This is a genomic window from Flavobacterium sp. AK-345 (assembly GCF_058310175.1).
Window position 1 is genome coordinate 78,563 of sequence record NZ_JBZEER010000008.1, and the last position, 19,047, is coordinate 97,609.

Here is a 19,047-nt window from a genome sequence, read left to right on the forward strand (position 1 = left end):
TGCACAAACACACTACAAATGAATTATTTTTCTTCTGATTTTAAATTAGGAATATTAGGCGGCGGACAATTGGGTAAAATGTTATTGTCTGACACCAGAAAATTTGACATACAAACTTATGTTTTAGACCCGAGCGACGAAGCGCCGAGTAAAATTGCCTGTAACAAATTCTTTAAAGGCGATTTGATGGATTATGAAACAGTTTACAATTTTGGAAAACAAGTTGATGTTCTTACTTTTGAAATTGAATTGGTTAATCTTGAAGCTTTAACACAATTAGAAAACGAAGGCGTAAAAGTATATCCGTCTCCAAAAACATTAAAAGGAATTCAGAATAAAGGCATCCAAAAAGCTTTTTATACCGAAAGTAATATCCCAACCGCAGCTTTTTTACGATTTGATTCTCCGGAACAACTTCAAAAATCGATAGGAAATAACGAAATCACAATTCCGTTTGTATGGAAATGTACCGAATTTGGTTATGATGGAAATGGCGTAAAAGTAATTCGCCAGATTTCTGATCTGGATGATTTACCTAACGTAGAATGCATTGCAGAAACTATGGTTCCGTTTAAAAATGAATTGGCGGTTATTGTGGTTCGAAATCCATCGGGAGAAATTAAAACGTATCCGGTTGTAGAAATGGAATTTCACCCTGAAGCCAATCAGGTTGAATATGTAATTTGTCCCGCAAGAATTGATGAAAAAGTAGCCGAAAAAGCCAGAGCAATTGCTTTGAATGTTTCAGAGAAATTCAATCACGTTGGGCTTTTGGCTGTAGAAATGTTTCAAACCAATGAAGATGAGATTTTGGTAAACGAAGTTGCTCCTCGCCCACACAACTCGGGCCATTATTCTATTGAGGCCAGTTATACATCTCAATTCGAAAATCATTTACGCGCGATTCTTGATCTTCCTTTAGGAAATACAGACAGCAAAGTAGCTGGAGTTATGGTAAATTTAGTAGGTGCCGAAGGTTTCTCCGGAGATGTCGTTTATGAAAATATCGAAACTATTTTAGGATGGAATGGCGTTACACCACATATTTACGGCAAAAAACAAACAAGACCATTCAGAAAAATGGGGCATGTTACGATCGTAAATGAAAATATGACCGAAGCAAGAAAGATTGCCGAGAAAGTTAAGAATACGATTAAGGTGATTAGTGCTTAGTTTTCAGTCGTGGTCGCAGTTTTCAGTCTCTAATAGCAATCATTTTTTAATTAGCTTTGTAAAAACTCAATAAATGAAAATTTCAAAATTACATATCGATCAGTTTAGACATTTAGAAAATCTGGATTTTGATTTTACTTATCCTGAAGATTTCCATATTAAAGAAAAAAGAGGAAAACCTTTAGATAAAATATGTTTTATTGGACAAAGTGCAACTGGGAAGACTGGGTTATTAGAATTGATTAATGAACAAATTATGTGTGCTTTACATATAAGTCTACTAAATGGAAATACAGATTCACCATCAGTGTTTAGCGAATATTTGCCTGAATTAAATGGGAAAATTGAATTATTATTTAGCGATACAACATATAGCCGTGAAAATAAAAAATTTTCTTACAACAATAAAGATTATATTTTCGAATTACAAAACGGTTATGGAACACATTTAATACCTACTAAAGAAGAAAAAATCATTTACTTAAAAGCTAATTTAATTTCTGATAAGAATATTGATATTTTCACAAAAAACCCAATTGATTTAATTGAAATATATCGAAAAGGTACTGAGGTAAATATTGAAAATTTACTAGATAAAAGTTTCTATCTTTCAAATTTCGTTTTTAATGATAATGTTGATCCTAAAATCTGGCTATTCCTTCTTAGTGAAATTTTAGAATATCGTAAAAATTTTACACAAAGAATATCTGAATTAATTCATAATAAAGACGGCTCAGCAGATTTGTCAAATTTAGCTTCTGAGATTCAAAAATGGCAAAAAGAAAATCCAAACAAAGTAGAATTATTTGCAGAAAAATTCAATCCTATTTTAAAAAAATTATCGTTAGAGGTTGACATAGTCAATACTGAGTATCCAATTCCAATAAAAAACAAAAAAACAGATAGTATTATACCAATAGAAAACACTAGTACAGGAACTAAGGGTTTATTATTATCATTTTTACCTTTATATAAACTTGACACAAAAGACTCAATAGTATTAATTGATGAACCCGAACGTTCTCTATATCCAGATATGCAGATGGACTTAATGGATCATTACAAAAAACTTGCCCCAGAATCGCAATTCATAGTTGCAACTCACTCGCCTTTTATTGCTGCATCGTTCGAACCAGAAGAAAGGTTTATTTTATATTTTGATGAAAAAGGAACAGTTGCGGTTCGTAGAGGAATTTCTCCAATTGGAGATGACCCAAATGACATGCTTTATAATGATTTTGGTGTAAATTATTATAGTAAAGCTGTACAAGAAAAATTTAAAGAATATATAGAATTATTAGATAAAGTAAAATCAGAAGACGATAAAGAATTAAAGAAAAAATATATTTTAGAAGCTTCTAAAATAGGGAATCTGTACAATTTTGTTTTAGATGAAAAAAATCAAAAAAGACTACAATAGTTCTAAAATTATTACTGACATTTTACAATACAATTGTAAAAAAGGAGCAAATAACAGTCTATTAGGATCTATTCTTTTAAAAGAACAAAAAAGCTTCTGTGCTTATTCAGAAGAATTTATTGATCCAATTATCGATGCAAATGATATTGAACATTTTAATCCAAATTTAAAATGTTCTGATTATGATTCATATTCTAATTGGTTCAAAGTTAAAAACAAAGTTAACTTTCGAAAAAGATTAAAAGAATTAGAATTTAAAAAAAAGAACATCTCTTTTGATGACATTTTACAACCTTGTGAAAATGATTTCGAAGAAAAACTAGTATATATAGTTGGCGAATATCGTTTTGAGGAAAGTTCAGACATAAAAGTTAAAAACCTCATAGATTTATTAGAATTAAACATTCCTGAAAAAATTGAACAGAGACGTAATTTTATCATTAGAAAAAGAAAAGAAATAGATAGTTTTGGAGTTTCACCAGAAGACTTTTTTTCTATACTTATTGAAGAAGATATAAAACAGGTATCATATTTAAGGGTAATTCAAGAAGAATTCGAAATTGATATTTGGAATATGATTCCAGAATTAGAATAATCATAAAAAGCAATTTTCAGTCTAAATAAAACTTGAAACAATAAACAAAACAAAAAACAAATGAGCAAAGTAGCCATCATAATGGGAAGTATCTCAGACATGCCAGTCATGCAGGATGCCATCGACATATTAAAACAATTTAATATTGAAGTTGAAGTAGATATCGTTTCGGCACACAGAACGCCGGAAAAATTATTCGATTTTAGTAAAAATGCACACACTCGCGGAATTTCGGTAATTATTGCCGGAGCTGGCGGAGCTGCACATTTACCAGGAATGGTCGCTTCAATGTCACCGCTTCCTGTAATTGGAGTTCCGGTAAAATCAAGCAATTCTATTGATGGCTGGGATTCGGTTTTATCGATTCTGCAAATGCCGGGCGGCGTTCCTGTAGCGACTGTTGCACTAAACGGGGCAAAAAATGCCGGAATTCTAGCAGCACAAATTATTGGAAGTCACGATAAAAAAGTACTTGATACTATTATTGTATACAAAGAAGAATTGAAAGCAGCTGTTAATAAAGCGGCAGAAGGTTTAAAGAAATAAGAAGTTACGGTTCCTGCAAGGTTTTCAAAACCTTGTAGGTTTAATTATAGAAATCGAATTTAAAACTTCAAAATACCTACAAGGTTTTGAAAACCTTGCAGGATAAAATACAATATGGATATTTCAACACAAAGGCTTCCCATTACGGAAGCCTTTGTGTTTTTAGAATCTTTTTTAATTATGCTTCTTCTTCAATATCCTCCAGAACAGACTCAAACTCATATTCAGTTATGTCTTCTTTATTTATCCAGTTTTCTGAAGTAACCAGATTATAATTTACATTATCTTCTGTTGTCAATTCCCATATAATAGCTTCGGCTTCAGGAAATGGAATGTTTTGAGATATTTGATTTTCAAACAATCTTTTTATCAGATTTCTGTCAGACAAACCATTGTTCAATAATTTCAGGACATTTTCCGCTGTCAATTTTCTTAGTTCACCATCCATTGGAGTCATTGAAAAATGAACAACCGACGCTTTTGCATTTGGAAATTTTCCGTTGTAAGCTTTAAAAAGCAATTGATTTACATTAAACAAAATTCCTTGCATGTGTATTTCCGGATATTCTTCACAAACTTTATCGATCAACATATTATTTGATATTTGCTCAATCTGCCCTTCGCTCAATTGATCTCCCAATTTATAATCCAGCACTATTGCCGCTGCTTCATTTGGCTCATAATCAGAAATGGCCATTTCTAATAATTCCGGCAAACTGCTTTTCTCCGCTATTGCGCCATCAGGATAATTGAATTTTCCCAGTAACTGAATAAAATCCTGATCAGACCAATATCCTTCTACTTCATTAACAGTATCTATATTCTTTATTGCAATTTGATAGTTCATTGTTTTTTATTTTAATTATGATCAGCGTTTTATAATTCTAATCGATTTTTTCAATTTACGCTTTTAAAACCGCATGCAGTAATAAATAACATATCTATAACACAATTTAAGAGGATTTTATGCTGCCAATTCATTTTGTATAGATGATTAGATTTTTATAAATTGCTATCTTTGGAATTCAAAAATATTGACTTCAATTAATAAAAATAATTACATCATAATGAACGTTTTACTTTCAAAATTTAATACCAAACATAACACAGCACCTTTTTCGCAAATTAAAATCGAAGATTATGTTCCGGCTTTCAACGAAGGAATTGCTTTGGCTAAAGCCGAAATCGATGCTATCGTAAATAATCCTGAAACTCCAACTTTTGAAAATACAGTTGTCGCAATGGATTTTGCCGGAGATATTTTAGATCGTCTTTCAAGTGTTTTCTTTAATCTAAATTCGGCAGAAACGAATGACGAAATGCAGAAAATCGCTCAGGAAGTTTCGCCTTTGTTATCAGAATTCGGAAATGACATTACGCTAAATGCTGCTTTATTTGCAAAAATAAAAACCGTTTACGATCAAAAAGAAAGCCTGAATTTAACTCCGGAACAAACTACGCTTTTAGACAAAAAATACAAAAGCTTTTCGAGAAACGGAGCCAATTTACCGGAAGACAAAAAGGATCTATTAAGAGAAATCGATAAAGAATTATCAAAATTGAGTTTACAATTTGGCGAGAATGTTTTGGCAGAAACCAATGCTTTCGAATTGCATTTGACAAATGAAAATGATCTAGCCGGATTACCAGAAGGAACAATTGAAGCAGCAAGATTATTGGCGAAAGAAAAAGGAAAAGAAGGCTGGATTTTTACGTTGGATCATCCAAGTTACGTTCCGTTTTTGACTTATGCGGATAATCGCGAATTGCGTAAAAAAATGGCGATTGCTTTTGGCGCAAGATCTTTTCAGAACAATGAATATGACAATCAGCAAAATGTTTTAAAAATTGCAAAATTACGTTTTGAAAGAGCTAATTTATTAGGATACAAAACACACGCCCATTTTGTTTTGGAAGAAAGAATGGCGCAAAGCCCTGAAAAAGTTTTCTCTTTCTTAAATGATTTACTAGCAAAAGCAAAACCTGCAGCTCAAAAAGAATTTGCTGAATTAACCGCTTTCGCTAAAAAACTGGACGGAATTGAACAGCTTGAAAAATGGGACGGCGCTTATTATTCTGAAAAATTAAAACAAAAGCTTTTTAATTTAGATGATGAAAAACTAAAGCCTTATTTTCAATTAGAAAAAGTTTTAGACGGCGCTTTTACAGTTGCCCAAAAATTATACGGATTAACTTTTACGGAAGTTTTTGACATTGATAAATACCACGAAGAAGTTACTACTTATGAAGTAACAGATGCTGAAAACAATTTAGTTTCGGTTTTCTATGCCGATTTCTTCCCAAGAAAAGGAAAAAGAAACGGTGCATGGATGACTTCATTCAAATCTCAATCTATAAAAGACGGCGTAAACGAAAGACCGCATATTTCTAACGTTTGTAATTTTACAAAACCTACAGAAACAAAACCATCTTTATTGACTTTTAATGAAGTGACAACTTTATTTCACGAATTTGGTCACGGTTTACACGGAATGCTGGCAAACACAACCTATCCGAGTTTATCAGGAACTTCTGTTTACTGGGATTTTGTAGAATTACCAAGTCAGATTATGGAAAACTGGTGTTACGAGCCGGAAGCTTTGGCTTTGTTTGCCAATCATTATGAAACCGGAGAAATTATTCCGATTGAATATGTGCAGAAAATCAAGGAAAGTGCCAGTTTTCAGGAAGGAATGGCAACTTTGCGTCAGTTGAGTTTTGGATTATTAGATATGGCATGGCACGGGCAAGATCCAACAAGCATAACCGATTTAAAATCTTTTGAAACAGAACAATTTGCCAATACGCAATTGTATCCTGATGTAAAAGAAAATGCAATGAGTACGGCTTTTTCACATATTTTTCAAGGCGGATATTCTTCTGGATATTACAGCTACAAATGGGCAGAAGTTCTGGATGCAGATGCTTTTGAATATTTTCAGGAAAAAGGAATTTTCAATGCTGAGGTTGCTACGAAATTCAAAGAAAATGTACTTTCTAAAGGAGGCACAGAACACCCAATGACTTTATACAAACGTTTTAGAGGTCAGGAACCAAAACCGGAAGCTTTATTAAAAAGAGCAGGGTTATTGTAAATTTTAGATTTCTGATTTTAGATTTTAGATTAAGGCCGAAGATTTGCTTCGGCTTTTTTTATTTATTTTTGATGGAATTTTTTATCTATAAATTCACTTATATTCGTGTTTTTTTTTAAATTTAATCTTACAAAAACTGTATTTTGAAAAAATATCTAAAACCAATTCTTTATCTTTTTATTCTTGGATTAATTTCGATTATAGCTGTAAATATATATGTGAAATCTTCGACTAAAAAACACATTTCTTATTCACTGAAAAGATTCCCGAAAAATGATGTCGGAATTATTTTTGGTGCAGGAATAAACGGAAATCAGCCAAGCAAATATTTAAAAGACCGACTTGACGCCGGAATTTTATTGTATAAAGCAAAAAGAATTAATAAAATTTTGCTTTCGGGAGATAATGGACGTCAAGAATATGATGAGTTAACTGTCATGAAAAATTACTGTTTTTCACATGGCGTTGACACAACAAAAATATTCATCGATTATGCAGGTTTCGATACTTATTCGACAATGTACCGGGCAAAACATATTTTTAAAATTAAAAAAGCAACATTAATTTCTCAGGAATATCATTTAAACCGTGCCATTTATATCGGACAAAAACTCGGAATAAAATCGGTTGGTTACTCTGCCAACAACGGAGAATATTTGGGATACAAATATGTTACTTTTAGAGAATATCTTTCTGTTTTTAAATCCTTTTTTGATGTTTTAAGAAATCGGGAACCTCGTTTTTTAGGAAATCCAATTAATATCAATGGACCTTCAAATTATTCTAAAGAAGATAAACGATAAACAAAAAATCCGAAGTAAAATTACTCCGGATTTTTTTTGAATTAGTGAGCCTTTTATTTTTTTGAATTAATAAATTCTTCAAACTGTTTTATTTTCAATGCTTCGATTTCTTCAATACGTTTTGCTCTTGAGTTGCTTAAATTATTTGCGTTTTTAGCACTAACATTTGTTGGTGGTTTGGTAAACAATAAATAATCTCCAAATAAATGGCTTAAAAACAAAGGAGATTTGCCTGGTCTGGTTTTATCAAAGTTTGCAGATGTATGGCAAGAAAGGCAATTTACCAAATTACTATTATTGATGGCATGTATATCTTTTTGAGAAGCCTGGGTGTAGGTTTCCATAGTAATGTTTGACAAATTAACCGAGCCTCTGGCTAGTGAATCAGGAAGCGCACTTGAAATATCTCTTGTAACAATTGCTTTTACTTGATTTTCAGGAGAAACACCATCAAAATTTAACCAGATCGAACCATTGTAGAAATAATTTCTAAAAACATCTTTCAAATTCGCCGCAACACACTTATTGATATTGTCTATGTTATTAAAATTATCAGGTTCTTTTTGGCTTGTCGCCATAAAATTTCCGGTTTTTAAATCCCTTGGCACTCCATATTCATAAAGGATAAATGCTTTATTAGAAACTACGGGTGAAGTTCCTTTTTTAATCCATGTTATACCATCTAAACCTGTAGTTGTTCCTTTTTCGTAAAATAGCTTTTCATTTGCAGAAGTTACCGAATTATTCTTTTTATCGTAAACAGGCGCCATATCCTGATGTTCAAAAGTTGCCCAGATAAATTCAGGATGATTTTTTACAACTCCTACTACGTGCATGCCTAATAAGGCCATGGTTTTTTCGACATATTGTCCGTTGCTGTTTAGAACAGCGGCTTTAGTTGTAAAATAATTTTGTTGCTGCGCTTTTGCAATTGCATCTATATTAATCCACGAAACTTTTAATTCTAAAGCCCCAACAGGAAATGTCTCTGAGTTAGAAACAGGTAACTTTTTACTGTTGATTAACGACGCCATTGTAACTGCTTTGTCTTTTAGCAGCGCATTAACGTGAATGGAATAATATACCGTATCTGCAGCATTATTAAATTTAGGATTAGAACGCAAAACACCGTGAGATCCTGCCTGGTTGATAGAACTCAGCGTTAGTTTCATACCCAACTGCGGTACAACATCTTCCATTTGCGGACTTACTAAATCCAGAGAGTCTAAAAAGAATGGATTTCCGCTTGGTAGTGGTTTTGTAACCCACAAAAACTTTTGCCACGACCATTGATGAAAATCACAATTTGTTGTAGATGCATTATCAAACGGACTTCCATCACCTTCTGACGGTGCCGGGGTTTGCTCGTGCGGAAACCAGCTGGTTTCGCAATCACATGAATCAGTTGCTGAAGCGGTATAGCTGGAAGAAACTCCAAGCTTTTCCATTATTTTTTCCTTATTGAAAAAAAACAATGTAACCGCTGCTATTATGAAAACAACTAATAAACTAATTATAATCGGTTTTCTTTTCATTTTGTTTTTGGTGATTAATTATTGAGGACAGAATAATTGTAGATGAAATAGATATTTTTAAGATTTTCTAAAAGAAAAATACTTAACAAAAAAGGCCGCCTAAAACAGACGAGCCTTTTAATCAGAATTATTTTTTAGATAGAATTGGTTTTTATGCCAATTGTTCTTGTAATTTTTTTGCTGCTGCCACAGGTACATTTTCAATTTGGTGTTTGAAATATGAAAATCCTCCAGTTCCGTTCCATGCGTTATCGATAGCAAAATGAGCATCAAAATCAGCTAAGAAAGCACCAAGTGCCGGAGGTGGGAAAGACTGAACATATTGTCCGTGTAAACTAACTACCTGAGTAAATTGTCCAAATCCGGTTGCATATATTTTTCCTTTTACAGAAACAACGATATGACTATCAGGACCGTTTACAGCCTGTGTAATAACTACTGTACCAGACACTGTATGTTGTGATGGTACTACTACTAAACTAAATGTTGCAATTGGAGCGCCTGGCATTCCAACATTTCCGATTGTGCCTTCTGCTAAATAAGCTCCTTCTAATAAATTTTCCATGGTGATAGTTTTTTGGTGTTTTTTTCTTACTCGTAAGGCTTTTCAGAAACCGCCTCGTTTATTTTAGTGGTTTCTGCTCCACCTTCATTTTGTTTTTCAAAGTATGTTTTTGTAACAAACCCATTTTTCTGGTTCAAAAATTATCTGCACAGTTATGTATTTCTACTGTCATTTTTATTTTCATGATTAAAATTACAATGCAGATGAAATCATGAATAAAAAAATGTCATGAGACAGGTTTTTTTATCCATGAAGCGAATAATATGTGGAATAAAAATTTTGAAAACTTATAAAATGAAAATTTCAGAAAAAGACCGTTTATCTTAAATCCAACAACATTGGGGTTTTAGTTGTATTGGGATCTGTGTACAATTCTGAAGCGGTGACAAGCAGAACTTCCACTTCCATAAATCTTTTATCGTAGTGTAGTAGTTTTTTTAATTCTGAAGATTTTTCCTGAATATAATCCTCTCTTTTATTTGTAGAGATATGTTGTACGATTAAAAGCCTAACAACTTCCTTAAAACTTTCATTGGTAGATAATTGAATTTGAAAAGCATCTGCTTCAGTAGTAACAGAAAGAAATTCGTCTAAATCAAAGTGTTGTTCACAAACGATAAAAGATTTCGTTTCCCTGGATTTTAATTCTAAAAATGATTTTCCATTTACCTCAACCCATCTCCCCAAATCGCCAATTGCATATCTAAAAACCGGAAATCTTTTGCGGAAAGTATTCGTAACAGCAATTGTTCCATATCCGTCCTGATCAGGGTTGATAATTTCGACGATAATACCTTTAATAACTGAAAACAAAGATGGATTTTTAGTAAAATTTGACCACGCCCAAATTCCGGTTTCGGCAGAACCGTACATCGAATATATTTGCTGAAAACCGAATACTTTTTGTAAAAGCTTTTGAACATTTGGCCTTAAAAATTCGCCTGCATAAAATAAGTTTTCTATCGCTAATTTTTTATTGTTCGCTTCTAAAAATTGTGCAAAACATAATAATTTTGATGGCGTTCCCATTATAAAATCAGGTTTAAAATAATGAGCCGCCTGTTCCATATCAGTATAACTTGCATGTGAACTTAACGCTAATGTTGTCGCCTGGCATTTTTCTAAAATATCATCCATTATGGCGGCTGTGCGGTACATATCTGAATAACCAAAAATATTCAAAGCGATCGTTTTAGAAGTAAAGAAATTGTTTCTGGTTAGTTCTTCTGCCAAGGCGAGGCGTTGCTTTTGATTTTCCTGTATATCAACCGGAAAAACCAAAGGCTTTTGCGTACTTCCGCCCGAGCGAACCAAATAAACACCTGTTTTTTCTTCCTGAAGTTTAAAATTGGTATCTAAAATCGGCATCAATTCTTTTTTACTGAGCATTGGTGCTTCGGTTGCCAGATCATTTCCTTTGTAAAATTCGATGTATAAAGGATTCTTTCTGGCTAATTCAAAATATTCCTGCAATACTGAATTATCTATTTCTGAAGAAATACAAGCTGAATACATAATTGATGGGTTTATTTATTTCTTTTTTTGAAATAATAGCGATTTCTAATTAAGATCCTGAAATGATGCAAAATAAATAACGCTTTTTGCCGCAACGAAGGCAATCGTTCCATTGCGTGCTCCAACCAGCGTTGAGACAACATTCCCATTAATTGCTGATCGTATAGATTAGCACTTTTTTGATATCGTTTTACAGAAACCGGAATTTCTAATTGTTTCCAATTCGTATAATTCTGGCGGGATAAACTTCCTTTTACTTCTCTTACTTCAATACAGGCTTTATTCAGTAAGCCAACCATCGCGTTTTTATTACTTTTTAAAACACGATACCAAAAATCAATGCCTTCATTTAAGGAAACATTTGTCTCATAGCGAATGTGTTTCAGCTTTTTTTTGCGAATGACAACATTGCTGCCAACTCCCATAATAAAATCCGGCGAACTAATGGTATTCAATATATTGGGTATCAAAAACAATTCATCAGAAAGAGCAACCAATTCTGACTCGAACGATTTAATTTTTGGCAGATAATATTCAGATGGAAACAATAGAATACCAAGTATTAAAACATCTATATTTTCGTTTTGCATAATGGAATCAACCTCGCTTAAACACGAAAAAGTATAAGAATCATCGGCATCCAGAAAACTAATAAGTTCTCCGGTTGCCAGTTCTATACCAATATTTCTTGCATTACCGGGACCTTTATTTTCTTTTAATTCAATAATTTGAACATCTGTCTGTAAAAATTGCGGTGCAAAAAATGATATTGCATCTTCCAGATAAAATAGGCTTTCATCTGTACTGCAGTCATCAATTATAATAATTTGCGATGCTTTTTTTTCCTGAAAAGCCAGCGAACGAATTGTATCCCATATATATTCCTCCTTGTTATAAAGCGGTATAATAACTGTATGTTTCATAGATTTATTAGTCTAAAATTGGATAAATCAAAGCTCGCCCCTGATGCACATTTACCACCGTTTCGTCTGAACCACGAAATAAACCGGATCCATAATTTTTATCGTCTTTGCACAATAACATGCCTACTAAATGAATCTGACGATTATTTTCGACATCGGTAAATTCTTGCTGGTCAACAAAATGCTGAATCAGGTATTTATTCCAGTTTTGTCTAATAATTTTTTCCCACTTCTGGGTTGTACAATCTTTTTTAACATACGCACCAATGCCTCTTCCTCCACTGTTTAATTTTAAAATCAAATTCTCCTCGCCATTTATAAAAATGTCGCAGCCGGAAGGTTCTGTAATCACAAAACTCGGAATGAGATACTTTTGCAAAAAGCCATAATCTTCTTTGCTTAAATAATCATTCATAATTGGAGCATCGTACATGACAGCCAAAACTCTTTTATCATGAATTAAAATTAAAGTTCGAATATCATTAAAGTATGACTTTTCGTCGATGAGCTTATCCAGCACTTCTGGTTTTATTTTTTTTAATTCTTCCCGATCCATTTCTAATATAAATTGCGAAACCGGTTCTCCATTTACATATATCGAATCATTTGAAAGAATTAAATCCTGAGGTTTTGCAGAGATTAATTCGATTTTGAGTTTTGCCAATTCCTTTTGCAGATAAAAAATCTCTGTTCCTTTTTCATCATCATGAAGGAGAGCTATTTTTTGATGAGGAACAAATTGATTGTATAAATCGTCAATAAGATTTTCTAAATTATTTTCTGTTTTATCTTTATTGGCAGTTGTCTGATTGTTTATTAATTGCAAATAATAACTAATCATCCAGCCGTTTAAAGGATATCGGGCGCCTATCTCGCAAATTTTAGGATGATCGTTTTTGTCATATAAAAAATCAGGGCGATAAAAACCCTGATTGAATGCTGCATTATTACTTTTTTTCAATAAAGTTTCCAGGTCATCATCAAGCTGATAGTATTTCCGAATCCTCTCATCTTCAAAATAATTCACAACAATTGCCGTACAAGCCTTATTCAAAATAGAACACAATTGATTCATTTCCTCACTATATTCTGAAGATAGCGTTACAGAAGAACTGGCAAAATAATCGCCATTTAATCCTGTCTCTTTCTGAAAATATTTTGAAAATAACTGATTCCATTTTTCTTGTTTTTCGGCGTGATTTTGCTGCAACTTAATTTTAAACATAATGACTTGGGAATTTCTTTCTGGTAATAATTTTATTTTTAAAAACTCAATTCTTCAACTTCTAAAAGATCTTGCATTACAGCCGATTTTTTAGCCAAATAATCTTTAATAATTACTTCTAAATCGTACGCTTCAAGATTAACATTCATTGCTTTGGCATAATGAAAGATTGAATTAACGGCAAAAAAGAAATGATTTTTTTCAGTTGGACCACAATGAACACTGATCCACGCCAATGTTTTATCACATTCTTCTTCAGAAAAACCGTAGTCGTTCAGCAGCCATGATTGAAATTTTGGAAGTATCAATTCTACTTCGCCATGCGTATAAATTTCATGAATCAAAGTGGTCAATAATGCGATCATAATATCCTTATTTCGTAACGAATTTTGATCTTTCCATGCTTTAAAATCACAAGCGCTTTGGTTTAAATATTTACGCGAAAGCCAGTCATCATCTGTACAAATAGTCGTTGCCATGGTATAAAACATTTGAGAATGCAGAATTCTGCCCACAACTGCCAAATCTTCATCTACAATTCTGTTTAAACTTGTGATAGAATGCAATAACGCTTTTTCGTCTGCAATGGGTTGGTTTTTATGAACCAGCATTGTCATACGGTTGCTAATTCCTGCAACGGTCATGGCGCTGTTATTGGTCTGGCTCCAACTATGAAAAAAGCGCTGTAATCTTTCCTTATCCTGCACTTTTGAAGTAAGCTGATTAAAACTTTTTTCAATTTTTGAAAATGATTCTTCCTGATTAGGCAGGAATTTTAGTAATTGGTCTTTTAAATGGGATTCTTCCATTCCCTGAAGAACAGGAAGAATAATAGAACTTAAATTGGTCATGATTATTTTGGGTTTTAAATTGGTTACTATTTTATTTTCCTTTTGATATTTATTAGTCTGATCTCAAGGTTTAGAGCGATAATATTTGATTTTTCTAATCACATCAATATCCTTAAGATGGTATTGTTCTAACCAGTGGGCTTCATCAAAAAAATTGCATCGGGACTCAGCGATTACAACTATATTTTTGTTTAATGAAATCTGATATAGCTTATCTAATAATGTTTTGTATTGAAAATTAAAAAGAGGATTATAGAGGTAAAAAACAGTACCGTCAGAAATATCAGTTTTTAAAATATCGCCTGTAATTGCGGCAACATTTGGTATTTGTTCTTTTTCTATTAAATCCATACAAACCTGATTTCGTTCTTCCAGAATTTCAATTCCAATAAATTTTGCTTCCGGATATTTTACCGCTCCGTATAAAATGATATTTCCGTAACCTGAACCCAAATCATAAAAAACCGTTTCATGAGTTATTTGAATAGGATCAAAAAGATCATCCAAAAAACTGGAAGACCCGTATCTGTATGAATTAAGACCGTATTTAATGGTAATATCCGGCAGACTTAAATTGTCTTCAATAGTATTCGAATACTGGTCAATTTCTGATTGAATTTTTTTAAGTAGTTCCATAATTATTTCATCATTAATAATTCGAGTTTCTCCAGCGATCGTTTTGCTCTTTCCATTTTAATGGCATATTCATCATTTACTTTCTGAACATCGGCATTACAAAAGCTGCAGGTAGTTTCTTCTTCATACACATAATTATCACAACCATTGCATAATTTAAGTGCTTTGGGAATTCTTGGAGTTCTGTCTGCAATATTCGAAACAGGAAGTACAGTAGTATCGTTTGGAGATTGTATTTCTACAATTTCTCCCTTTTCATTTTCAACAATAATCTCAAAAAGTCCCTGATCAAAAGAAAGTCCGGGCGCTTCTTGTGTTTTTCTGATACGTTCTCTAAGACCTTTCTTTTTTAATTCTAAAGCACGGTAATGACAAAACGGATTGTTTCCTCTTTTGCCAAACAACACATGACTTGTCCAGGTGCAGCCGGCCAGGCATGAAGATTCATAATAACAGCCTTTGCAGCCTCCCCATAATTCTTCTTTATTTCTATATCTGGAAAAAACCATTTCTTCACTGTATTTCCAGATATCTTCGAGATCCATGTCTTTTACATTTCCTCCGGTATATGCGTTTGTTGGTAATGACGGGCAGCCTTTAATTTTACCGTCGGCTTCGATACCAATTCCGGTATGTCCTGCTGAACATCCTGTGTAATATTTTTCATTGCCTTGTCTCCAGATATGTTCGTATGGACCAAAATATCCAATGTTATTTCCTGCTTGTATTAAAACATTATTGGCTAATGCTTTTCTGTAGATTACAATAAGATTTTCGTAAAAATCATTTAATTCGTAAGGCTGTAAAATCAATTCATCTGAATTATCAACGGCATTTCCCATTGCTACGGCGAGTTGTATTTGCCAGTTTCTAACACCATTCTCAATCAGAACCTCCAATAATTCATTCAGTTCATTTTTATTGGTTTTTGTAATTACAGTATTTACACTTGATGGAATATTGTGCTTTTTTAACAGCTGAAGACAATGAATTACATGTTCGAATGAATCTCTTCTTCCTCTGATTTTATTATGTGTATCCGGTAATCCATCAATAGAAACACCAATGTTTCTGATTCCTGCTTTTTTGGCATCAATAATTCTTTCTTCATTTAAATTGTATGCTCCGGACTGCATCGAACATTCAATACCGCTTTGACTTATTCTTTCTATAATTTCCAGCCAGTCTTTTCTTAAAAAAGCCTCGCCGCCAATAATTGTAATTTCTCTTGTACCAAGACGTTTAAGACTATCAATAACTCCGAAACATTGTTCTGTCGTTAATTCACCAGGCCTTACTTTTCCAGCTCTTGATCCGCAATGCGAGCATTTTAAATTACAGGCTAAAGTAATTTCCCATACTACATGAACCGGCGTGGCAGTTTTATAATCGTCTCTTACTCTGTATCGTGTTGAAGTCTTAATCGTATCCATCTTAATTTTATTTAGGGTTTGGTCATTATTTAAAAAAACGGTTTAAAAAGCGAATCTTAATAAACCGTCTTTTTTAGATTACTTTCTCAATGATTCAATTGCTTCTAACAATTCTATCAATGCTGAGCTTAAGTCTCCTTGTTCTCTTACAGTTTGTTTCGCCTGTTCGGCTACTGCTTTCATTTTTTCTAAATCATTTGAAGCAATCGCCTCTCTGATTCCTGCTGCGTAAAGCATTGTTACTCCCATAATATTGTTGTTTTAAGTTATTCCTACTCTTAAGGTTTTTCGGATACACCCTTGTTTTACTTAACAAGACAGCTCGTTATTTTTTTATCTTTTATTTTTTAAAGCATCAATTGCATCCAGCAATTCTACCAAAGCAGCACTTAAATCCCCTTGTTCCTTTACGGTTTGTTTGGCCTGTTCTGCAATAGCTTCCATTTTAGATAAATCGTTTGAAGCGATTGCATCCCGAATCGCCACTCCGTACATTGGTATAAATCCCATGATATTTGTGTTTTAAATTATTCCTACTCTTTTAGGTTTTTCGGATACACCTTTATTTCTACAAGACAACACAACTATTTTTTAGTTTTTAGTGCAGCAATTGCTTCAATCAATTCTAAGTATGCTGCAGTAAGATCTCCTTGTTGTTTTATTGTTTGTTTTGCTTGTTCGGCAATAGCTTCCATCTTTGTTAGATCGTTCGAAGCCAAAGCTTCTCTAATGGCGGCGCCATATGGCATCATTACTCCCATAATTTTTATTTTTATGATTAATATTTGATTATTGTTTTAATTAAAAGGTCCAAACTGGCGTATGAAAATTGCCGGTTCATTTGGATCTAAACAAGTTAAATCACCCATCGTTACTGTTTTTCCGTCCTGGTTTTTTCCGGTAATAATGATGTTTTTTGCTCCTGCCGATAAGTTTCCGAAACGTTTACCGCCTTTTACTTCAACCCCCATTTCGTGAGGCGTGCCGGTTCTTGTCGCGATAACATTTCCGGAACCACTTTCAATAAGCAATATTTGCCCAATTGCCGGCGGTGGAAATAACTGACTTACTGTAATATCCGTAAGCGGACCAAGTGTAATATAAGGAGGCACACTTCCTACGCTATTTGCTTCAGAGTTTGGCTGATTAAGTGTAATAGTTCTTCCAAATTCCGGCTGATTGCTTGCGTTTGTGCAATACATCCACGGAGTCGTAAAAGGAGTTCCGTCTTCTGTTTCGCCCATTGCTACATATCTTTGGTGAATGCCCAGCTTAGGTTTTTCGGTGACATTAAGGTCAAGATTATAGAATACAGACATAATAAGTGTTCCAACAGCATAAGTTCCGCTGGCTCCTTCGATAACCGGAAGAATTACAGGTCCAACTCCTCCTCCATGCCATTCGACATAAGGATATACATTAACATTTTTAACTTTTACAGGTATTGGTTGCATAACAATTAGTTTTAGTCCTACTCATTTGGCTTTTCAGATCCGCCTTCGCATTTTACTGTGCGAAACAGTTCGTTTTTTAAGTGGTTTCTGCTCCACTTTCTAAATTTTGTTGTTTCCTTATAATTTGTCTTTCTCATCTAACAAACTTTTATAAATCATATCAACTGATTAAGATTTTCTTATGAGAGATCAATTAGAAACAAATCCTGAAAACAAATGGTGTTATTTTTTATTTTCTGTAGTAAAATTATGTCAGAAATAAAGCCTGGAATAAAAAAATGATATAAGAGGGGGATTATTATGTATGAGAGCCTTAAAAATTAACACGAGTCGTTTTTTCATCATAAAATACTCATTATCAGCATTTAAAAACCAAATACAGAAAACAAAGTTCAGTGAATACCAATAGAATAGCCCCCATGAACTAATACATCTAATTTTAATATAAAAAGGAGTATTAGTTCTCGAAGGAAATTCTAATTGAAGTAATAATGTGGATTCTGGGTTTAGGCTCTATAAAATCAAAAGCTCATCAATCTGATTCTTGTTTGCACAACAATGATTCTTAATAATTTCATACGAGGAATCAAGAGCCACTTAGGGAATCTTGGATATTCCAGGTGCTCACTAATCATAATAAAAGTTACAACCAACATCGCTAAATTGTGTCCTTTGGGTAAAAGCATAGGAAATAACATCAATGCCCATCCAGAACCAATGCACCAAACACCGTGGGTAAGTCCAAAAAATAATGAATCCCTAAAGGCCTTCCATCCAAAGGCTGACAGAATTCGATGATCATGACCGAGGTTTAAAAACCGCTGCTTTATTGGCGAAATCTCCCATACTAGTGCAATAACAAACAATACAAATGCAGGCATATAGGACATGGGTAGTAAAAGGTTAACACCCATTATTATTTCTATCATAAAAACACCAGCAACCATCCATACTAATATATAGCCAAACACAAATAATAAAGAACACAAAAAACGATAGCGTTTGAAGCTCTGCTGGTAAATAAACTGAATGGGCAGAATTAATTTAGGAAGCATCATTGCAACCACCATAAGCCCCCAACCAATTAATTGCGCCGAAAAAAGCTTCATCTCAAGCAACATCTGAAATGATGTTGCAGAGGGACATGAAGCAAATACATGACAGTATTTCATTGCCATAATATGTCCAGGGTTTACCAAAAGTAATGTCCAGACAAAAATGCTGATAAATACTAAATTAATTGCAATACGCTTGTTTTGTGAAAGTTTCATATGTCTT

General features: G+C 33.3%; 20 protein-coding genes. 6 read left to right on the top strand and 14 right to left on the bottom strand.

Going from position 1 to position 19,047, the window contains the following annotated elements; genetic code table 11:
* The first annotated feature begins 18 nt into the window (after positions 1-18).
* From AC4FQ3_RS15285 to purE, 4 genes are all read left to right on the top strand, one after another.
* Positions 19-1,173, top strand: coding sequence for a 5-(carboxyamino)imidazole ribonucleotide synthase (locus AC4FQ3_RS15285; RefSeq protein ID WP_491182384.1), 1,155 nt, complete (start codon positions 19-21; stop codon positions 1,171-1,173).
* A gap of 73 nt (positions 1,174-1,246) precedes the next feature.
* Positions 1,247-2,593 (top strand): AAA family ATPase, encoded by a 1,347-nt coding sequence (locus AC4FQ3_RS15290; protein ID WP_491182385.1) that lies wholly within the window; start codon positions 1,247-1,249, stop codon positions 2,591-2,593.
* On the top strand, positions 2,565-3,188 hold the full coding sequence (locus tag AC4FQ3_RS15295) for a hypothetical protein (protein WP_491182386.1): 624 nt from the start codon (positions 2,565-2,567) through the stop codon (positions 3,186-3,188). The genes AC4FQ3_RS15290 and AC4FQ3_RS15295 overlap by 29 nt, the downstream gene beginning before the upstream one ends.
* A gap of 60 nt (positions 3,189-3,248) precedes the next feature.
* Positions 3,249-3,734, top strand: coding sequence for a 5-(carboxyamino)imidazole ribonucleotide mutase (purE, locus tag AC4FQ3_RS15300; RefSeq protein WP_491182387.1), 486 nt, complete (start codon positions 3,249-3,251; stop codon positions 3,732-3,734).
* A gap of 178 nt (positions 3,735-3,912) precedes the next feature.
* Here purE and AC4FQ3_RS15305 read toward each other — a convergent pair whose 3' ends face one another.
* Positions 3,913-4,581, bottom strand: a complete 669-nt coding sequence (locus AC4FQ3_RS15305; protein ID WP_491182388.1) for a hypothetical protein — start codon at positions 4,579-4,581, stop codon at positions 3,913-3,915.
* 220 nt (positions 4,582-4,801) lie between these two features.
* Here AC4FQ3_RS15305 and AC4FQ3_RS15310 point away from each other — a divergent pair, with 220 nt between their 5' ends.
* Together AC4FQ3_RS15310 and AC4FQ3_RS15315 are read left to right on the top strand one after the other, a co-directional pair.
* Entirely contained in the window at positions 4,802-6,829 is a 2,028-nt protein-coding gene (locus tag AC4FQ3_RS15310) for a M3 family metallopeptidase (protein ID WP_491182389.1), read from the top strand.
* Between the two features lie 143 nt (positions 6,830-6,972).
* Positions 6,973-7,632 (top strand): SanA/YdcF family protein, encoded by a 660-nt coding sequence (locus AC4FQ3_RS15315; protein ID WP_463459781.1) that lies wholly within the window; start codon positions 6,973-6,975, stop codon positions 7,630-7,632.
* A gap of 53 nt (positions 7,633-7,685) precedes the next feature.
* Here AC4FQ3_RS15315 and AC4FQ3_RS15320 read toward each other — a convergent pair whose 3' ends face one another.
* The 13 genes from AC4FQ3_RS15320 to AC4FQ3_RS15380 form a co-directional block, all read right to left on the bottom strand.
* The gene (locus AC4FQ3_RS15320) at positions 7,686-9,167 is read right to left on the bottom strand and encodes a hypothetical protein (protein ID WP_491182390.1); all 1,482 of its coding nucleotides are present in this window, start codon (positions 9,165-9,167) and stop codon (positions 7,686-7,688) included.
* A 151-nt stretch (positions 9,168-9,318) separates the two neighbouring features.
* Positions 9,319-9,732 carry a DUF1842 domain-containing protein gene (locus AC4FQ3_RS15325; RefSeq protein ID WP_491182391.1) on the bottom strand — a complete coding sequence of 138 codons (414 nt, stop codon included), beginning with the start codon at positions 9,730-9,732 and terminating at the stop codon, positions 9,319-9,321.
* A gap of 318 nt (positions 9,733-10,050) precedes the next feature.
* Complete coding sequence (locus AC4FQ3_RS15330) at positions 10,051-11,247, bottom strand: phenylacetate--CoA ligase family protein (protein WP_491182392.1); 1,197 nt, start codon at positions 11,245-11,247, stop codon at positions 10,051-10,053.
* Positions 11,248-11,258: 11 nt separating this feature from the next.
* Positions 11,259-12,170, bottom strand: a complete 912-nt coding sequence (locus AC4FQ3_RS15335) for a glycosyltransferase family 2 protein (RefSeq protein ID WP_491182393.1) — start codon at positions 12,168-12,170, stop codon at positions 11,259-11,261.
* Between the two features lie 7 nt (positions 12,171-12,177).
* Positions 12,178-13,395, bottom strand: a complete 1,218-nt coding sequence (locus tag AC4FQ3_RS15340) for a hypothetical protein (protein ID WP_491182394.1) — start codon at positions 13,393-13,395, stop codon at positions 12,178-12,180.
* Positions 13,396-13,433: 38 nt separating this feature from the next.
* The gene (locus AC4FQ3_RS15345; RefSeq protein ID WP_491182395.1) at positions 13,434-14,246 is read right to left on the bottom strand and encodes a hypothetical protein; all 813 of its coding nucleotides are present in this window, start codon (positions 14,244-14,246) and stop codon (positions 13,434-13,436) included.
* Between the two features lie 63 nt (positions 14,247-14,309).
* Positions 14,310-14,882 (bottom strand): class I SAM-dependent methyltransferase, encoded by a 573-nt coding sequence (locus AC4FQ3_RS15350; protein ID WP_052483707.1) that lies wholly within the window; start codon positions 14,880-14,882, stop codon positions 14,310-14,312.
* Between the two features lie 2 nt (positions 14,883-14,884).
* The gene (locus AC4FQ3_RS15355) at positions 14,885-16,315 is read right to left on the bottom strand and encodes a radical SAM protein (protein ID WP_491182396.1); all 1,431 of its coding nucleotides are present in this window, start codon (positions 16,313-16,315) and stop codon (positions 14,885-14,887) included.
* Between the two features lie 78 nt (positions 16,316-16,393).
* Entirely contained in the window at positions 16,394-16,564 is a 171-nt protein-coding gene (locus AC4FQ3_RS15360) for a DUF1843 domain-containing protein (RefSeq protein ID WP_073395700.1), read from the bottom strand.
* An 84-nt stretch (positions 16,565-16,648) separates the two neighbouring features.
* Positions 16,649-16,825, bottom strand: a complete 177-nt coding sequence (locus tag AC4FQ3_RS15365; RefSeq protein ID WP_073395697.1) for a DUF1843 domain-containing protein — start codon at positions 16,823-16,825, stop codon at positions 16,649-16,651.
* 74 nt (positions 16,826-16,899) lie between these two features.
* A complete protein-coding gene (locus tag AC4FQ3_RS15370; protein WP_073395694.1) occupies positions 16,900-17,076 on the bottom strand; it encodes a DUF1843 domain-containing protein in 177 nt (58 codons plus the stop codon).
* A gap of 36 nt (positions 17,077-17,112) precedes the next feature.
* Positions 17,113-17,769, bottom strand: a complete 657-nt coding sequence (locus tag AC4FQ3_RS15375; RefSeq protein WP_491182397.1) for a hypothetical protein — start codon at positions 17,767-17,769, stop codon at positions 17,113-17,115.
* A gap of 521 nt (positions 17,770-18,290) precedes the next feature.
* Positions 18,291-19,040, bottom strand: coding sequence for a copper chaperone (locus AC4FQ3_RS15380; RefSeq protein WP_491182398.1), 750 nt, complete (start codon positions 19,038-19,040; stop codon positions 18,291-18,293).
* Between the last annotated feature and the right edge of the window lie 7 nt (positions 19,041-19,047).

What these genes read in the sequence shown, in the direction of transcription:
- AC4FQ3_RS15285 (WP_491182384.1), top strand. Translation starts at nt 19, where the DNA reads ATGAATTATTTTTCTTCTGATTTTAAATTAGGAATATTAGGCGGCGGA.
- AC4FQ3_RS15305 (WP_491182388.1), bottom strand. Translation starts at nt 4,581, where the DNA reads ATGAACTATCAAATTGCAATAAAGAATATAGATACTGTTAATGAAGTA.
- AC4FQ3_RS15340 (WP_491182394.1), bottom strand. Translation starts at nt 13,395, where the DNA reads ATGTTTAAAATTAAGTTGCAGCAAAATCACGCCGAAAAACAAGAAAAA.
- AC4FQ3_RS15370 (WP_073395694.1), bottom strand. Translation starts at nt 17,076, where the DNA reads ATGGGAGTAATGATGCCATATGGCGCCGCCATTAGAGAAGCTTTGGCT.
- AC4FQ3_RS15330 (WP_491182392.1), bottom strand. Translation starts at nt 11,247, where the DNA reads ATGTATTCAGCTTGTATTTCTTCAGAAATAGATAATTCAGTATTGCAG.
- AC4FQ3_RS15295 (WP_491182386.1), top strand. Translation starts at nt 2,565, where the DNA reads ATGAAAAAAATCAAAAAAGACTACAATAGTTCTAAAATTATTACTGAC.
- AC4FQ3_RS15310 (WP_491182389.1), top strand. Translation starts at nt 4,802, where the DNA reads ATGAACGTTTTACTTTCAAAATTTAATACCAAACATAACACAGCACCT.
- AC4FQ3_RS15335 (WP_491182393.1), bottom strand. Translation starts at nt 12,170, where the DNA reads ATGAAACATACAGTTATTATACCGCTTTATAACAAGGAGGAATATATA.
- AC4FQ3_RS15360 (WP_073395700.1), bottom strand. Translation starts at nt 16,564, where the DNA reads ATGGGAGTAACAATGCTTTACGCAGCAGGAATCAGAGAGGCGATTGCT.
- AC4FQ3_RS15355 (WP_491182396.1), bottom strand. Translation starts at nt 16,315, where the DNA reads ATGGATACGATTAAGACTTCAACACGATACAGAGTAAGAGACGATTAT.
- AC4FQ3_RS15375 (WP_491182397.1), bottom strand. Translation starts at nt 17,769, where the DNA reads ATGCAACCAATACCTGTAAAAGTTAAAAATGTTAATGTATATCCTTAT.
- AC4FQ3_RS15350 (WP_052483707.1), bottom strand. Translation starts at nt 14,882, where the DNA reads ATGGAACTACTTAAAAAAATTCAATCAGAAATTGACCAGTATTCGAAT.
- purE (WP_491182387.1), top strand. Translation starts at nt 3,249, where the DNA reads ATGAGCAAAGTAGCCATCATAATGGGAAGTATCTCAGACATGCCAGTC.
- AC4FQ3_RS15290 (WP_491182385.1), top strand. Translation starts at nt 1,247, where the DNA reads ATGAAAATTTCAAAATTACATATCGATCAGTTTAGACATTTAGAAAAT.
- AC4FQ3_RS15380 (WP_491182398.1), bottom strand. Translation starts at nt 19,040, where the DNA reads ATGAAACTTTCACAAAACAAGCGTATTGCAATTAATTTAGTATTTATC.
- AC4FQ3_RS15345 (WP_491182395.1), bottom strand. Translation starts at nt 14,246, where the DNA reads ATGACCAATTTAAGTTCTATTATTCTTCCTGTTCTTCAGGGAATGGAA.
- AC4FQ3_RS15325 (WP_491182391.1), bottom strand. Translation starts at nt 9,732, where the DNA reads ATGGAAAATTTATTAGAAGGAGCTTATTTAGCAGAAGGCACAATCGGA.
- AC4FQ3_RS15320 (WP_491182390.1), bottom strand. Translation starts at nt 9,167, where the DNA reads ATGAAAAGAAAACCGATTATAATTAGTTTATTAGTTGTTTTCATAATA.
- AC4FQ3_RS15365 (WP_073395697.1), bottom strand. Translation starts at nt 16,825, where the DNA reads ATGGGATTTATACCAATGTACGGAGTGGCGATTCGGGATGCAATCGCT.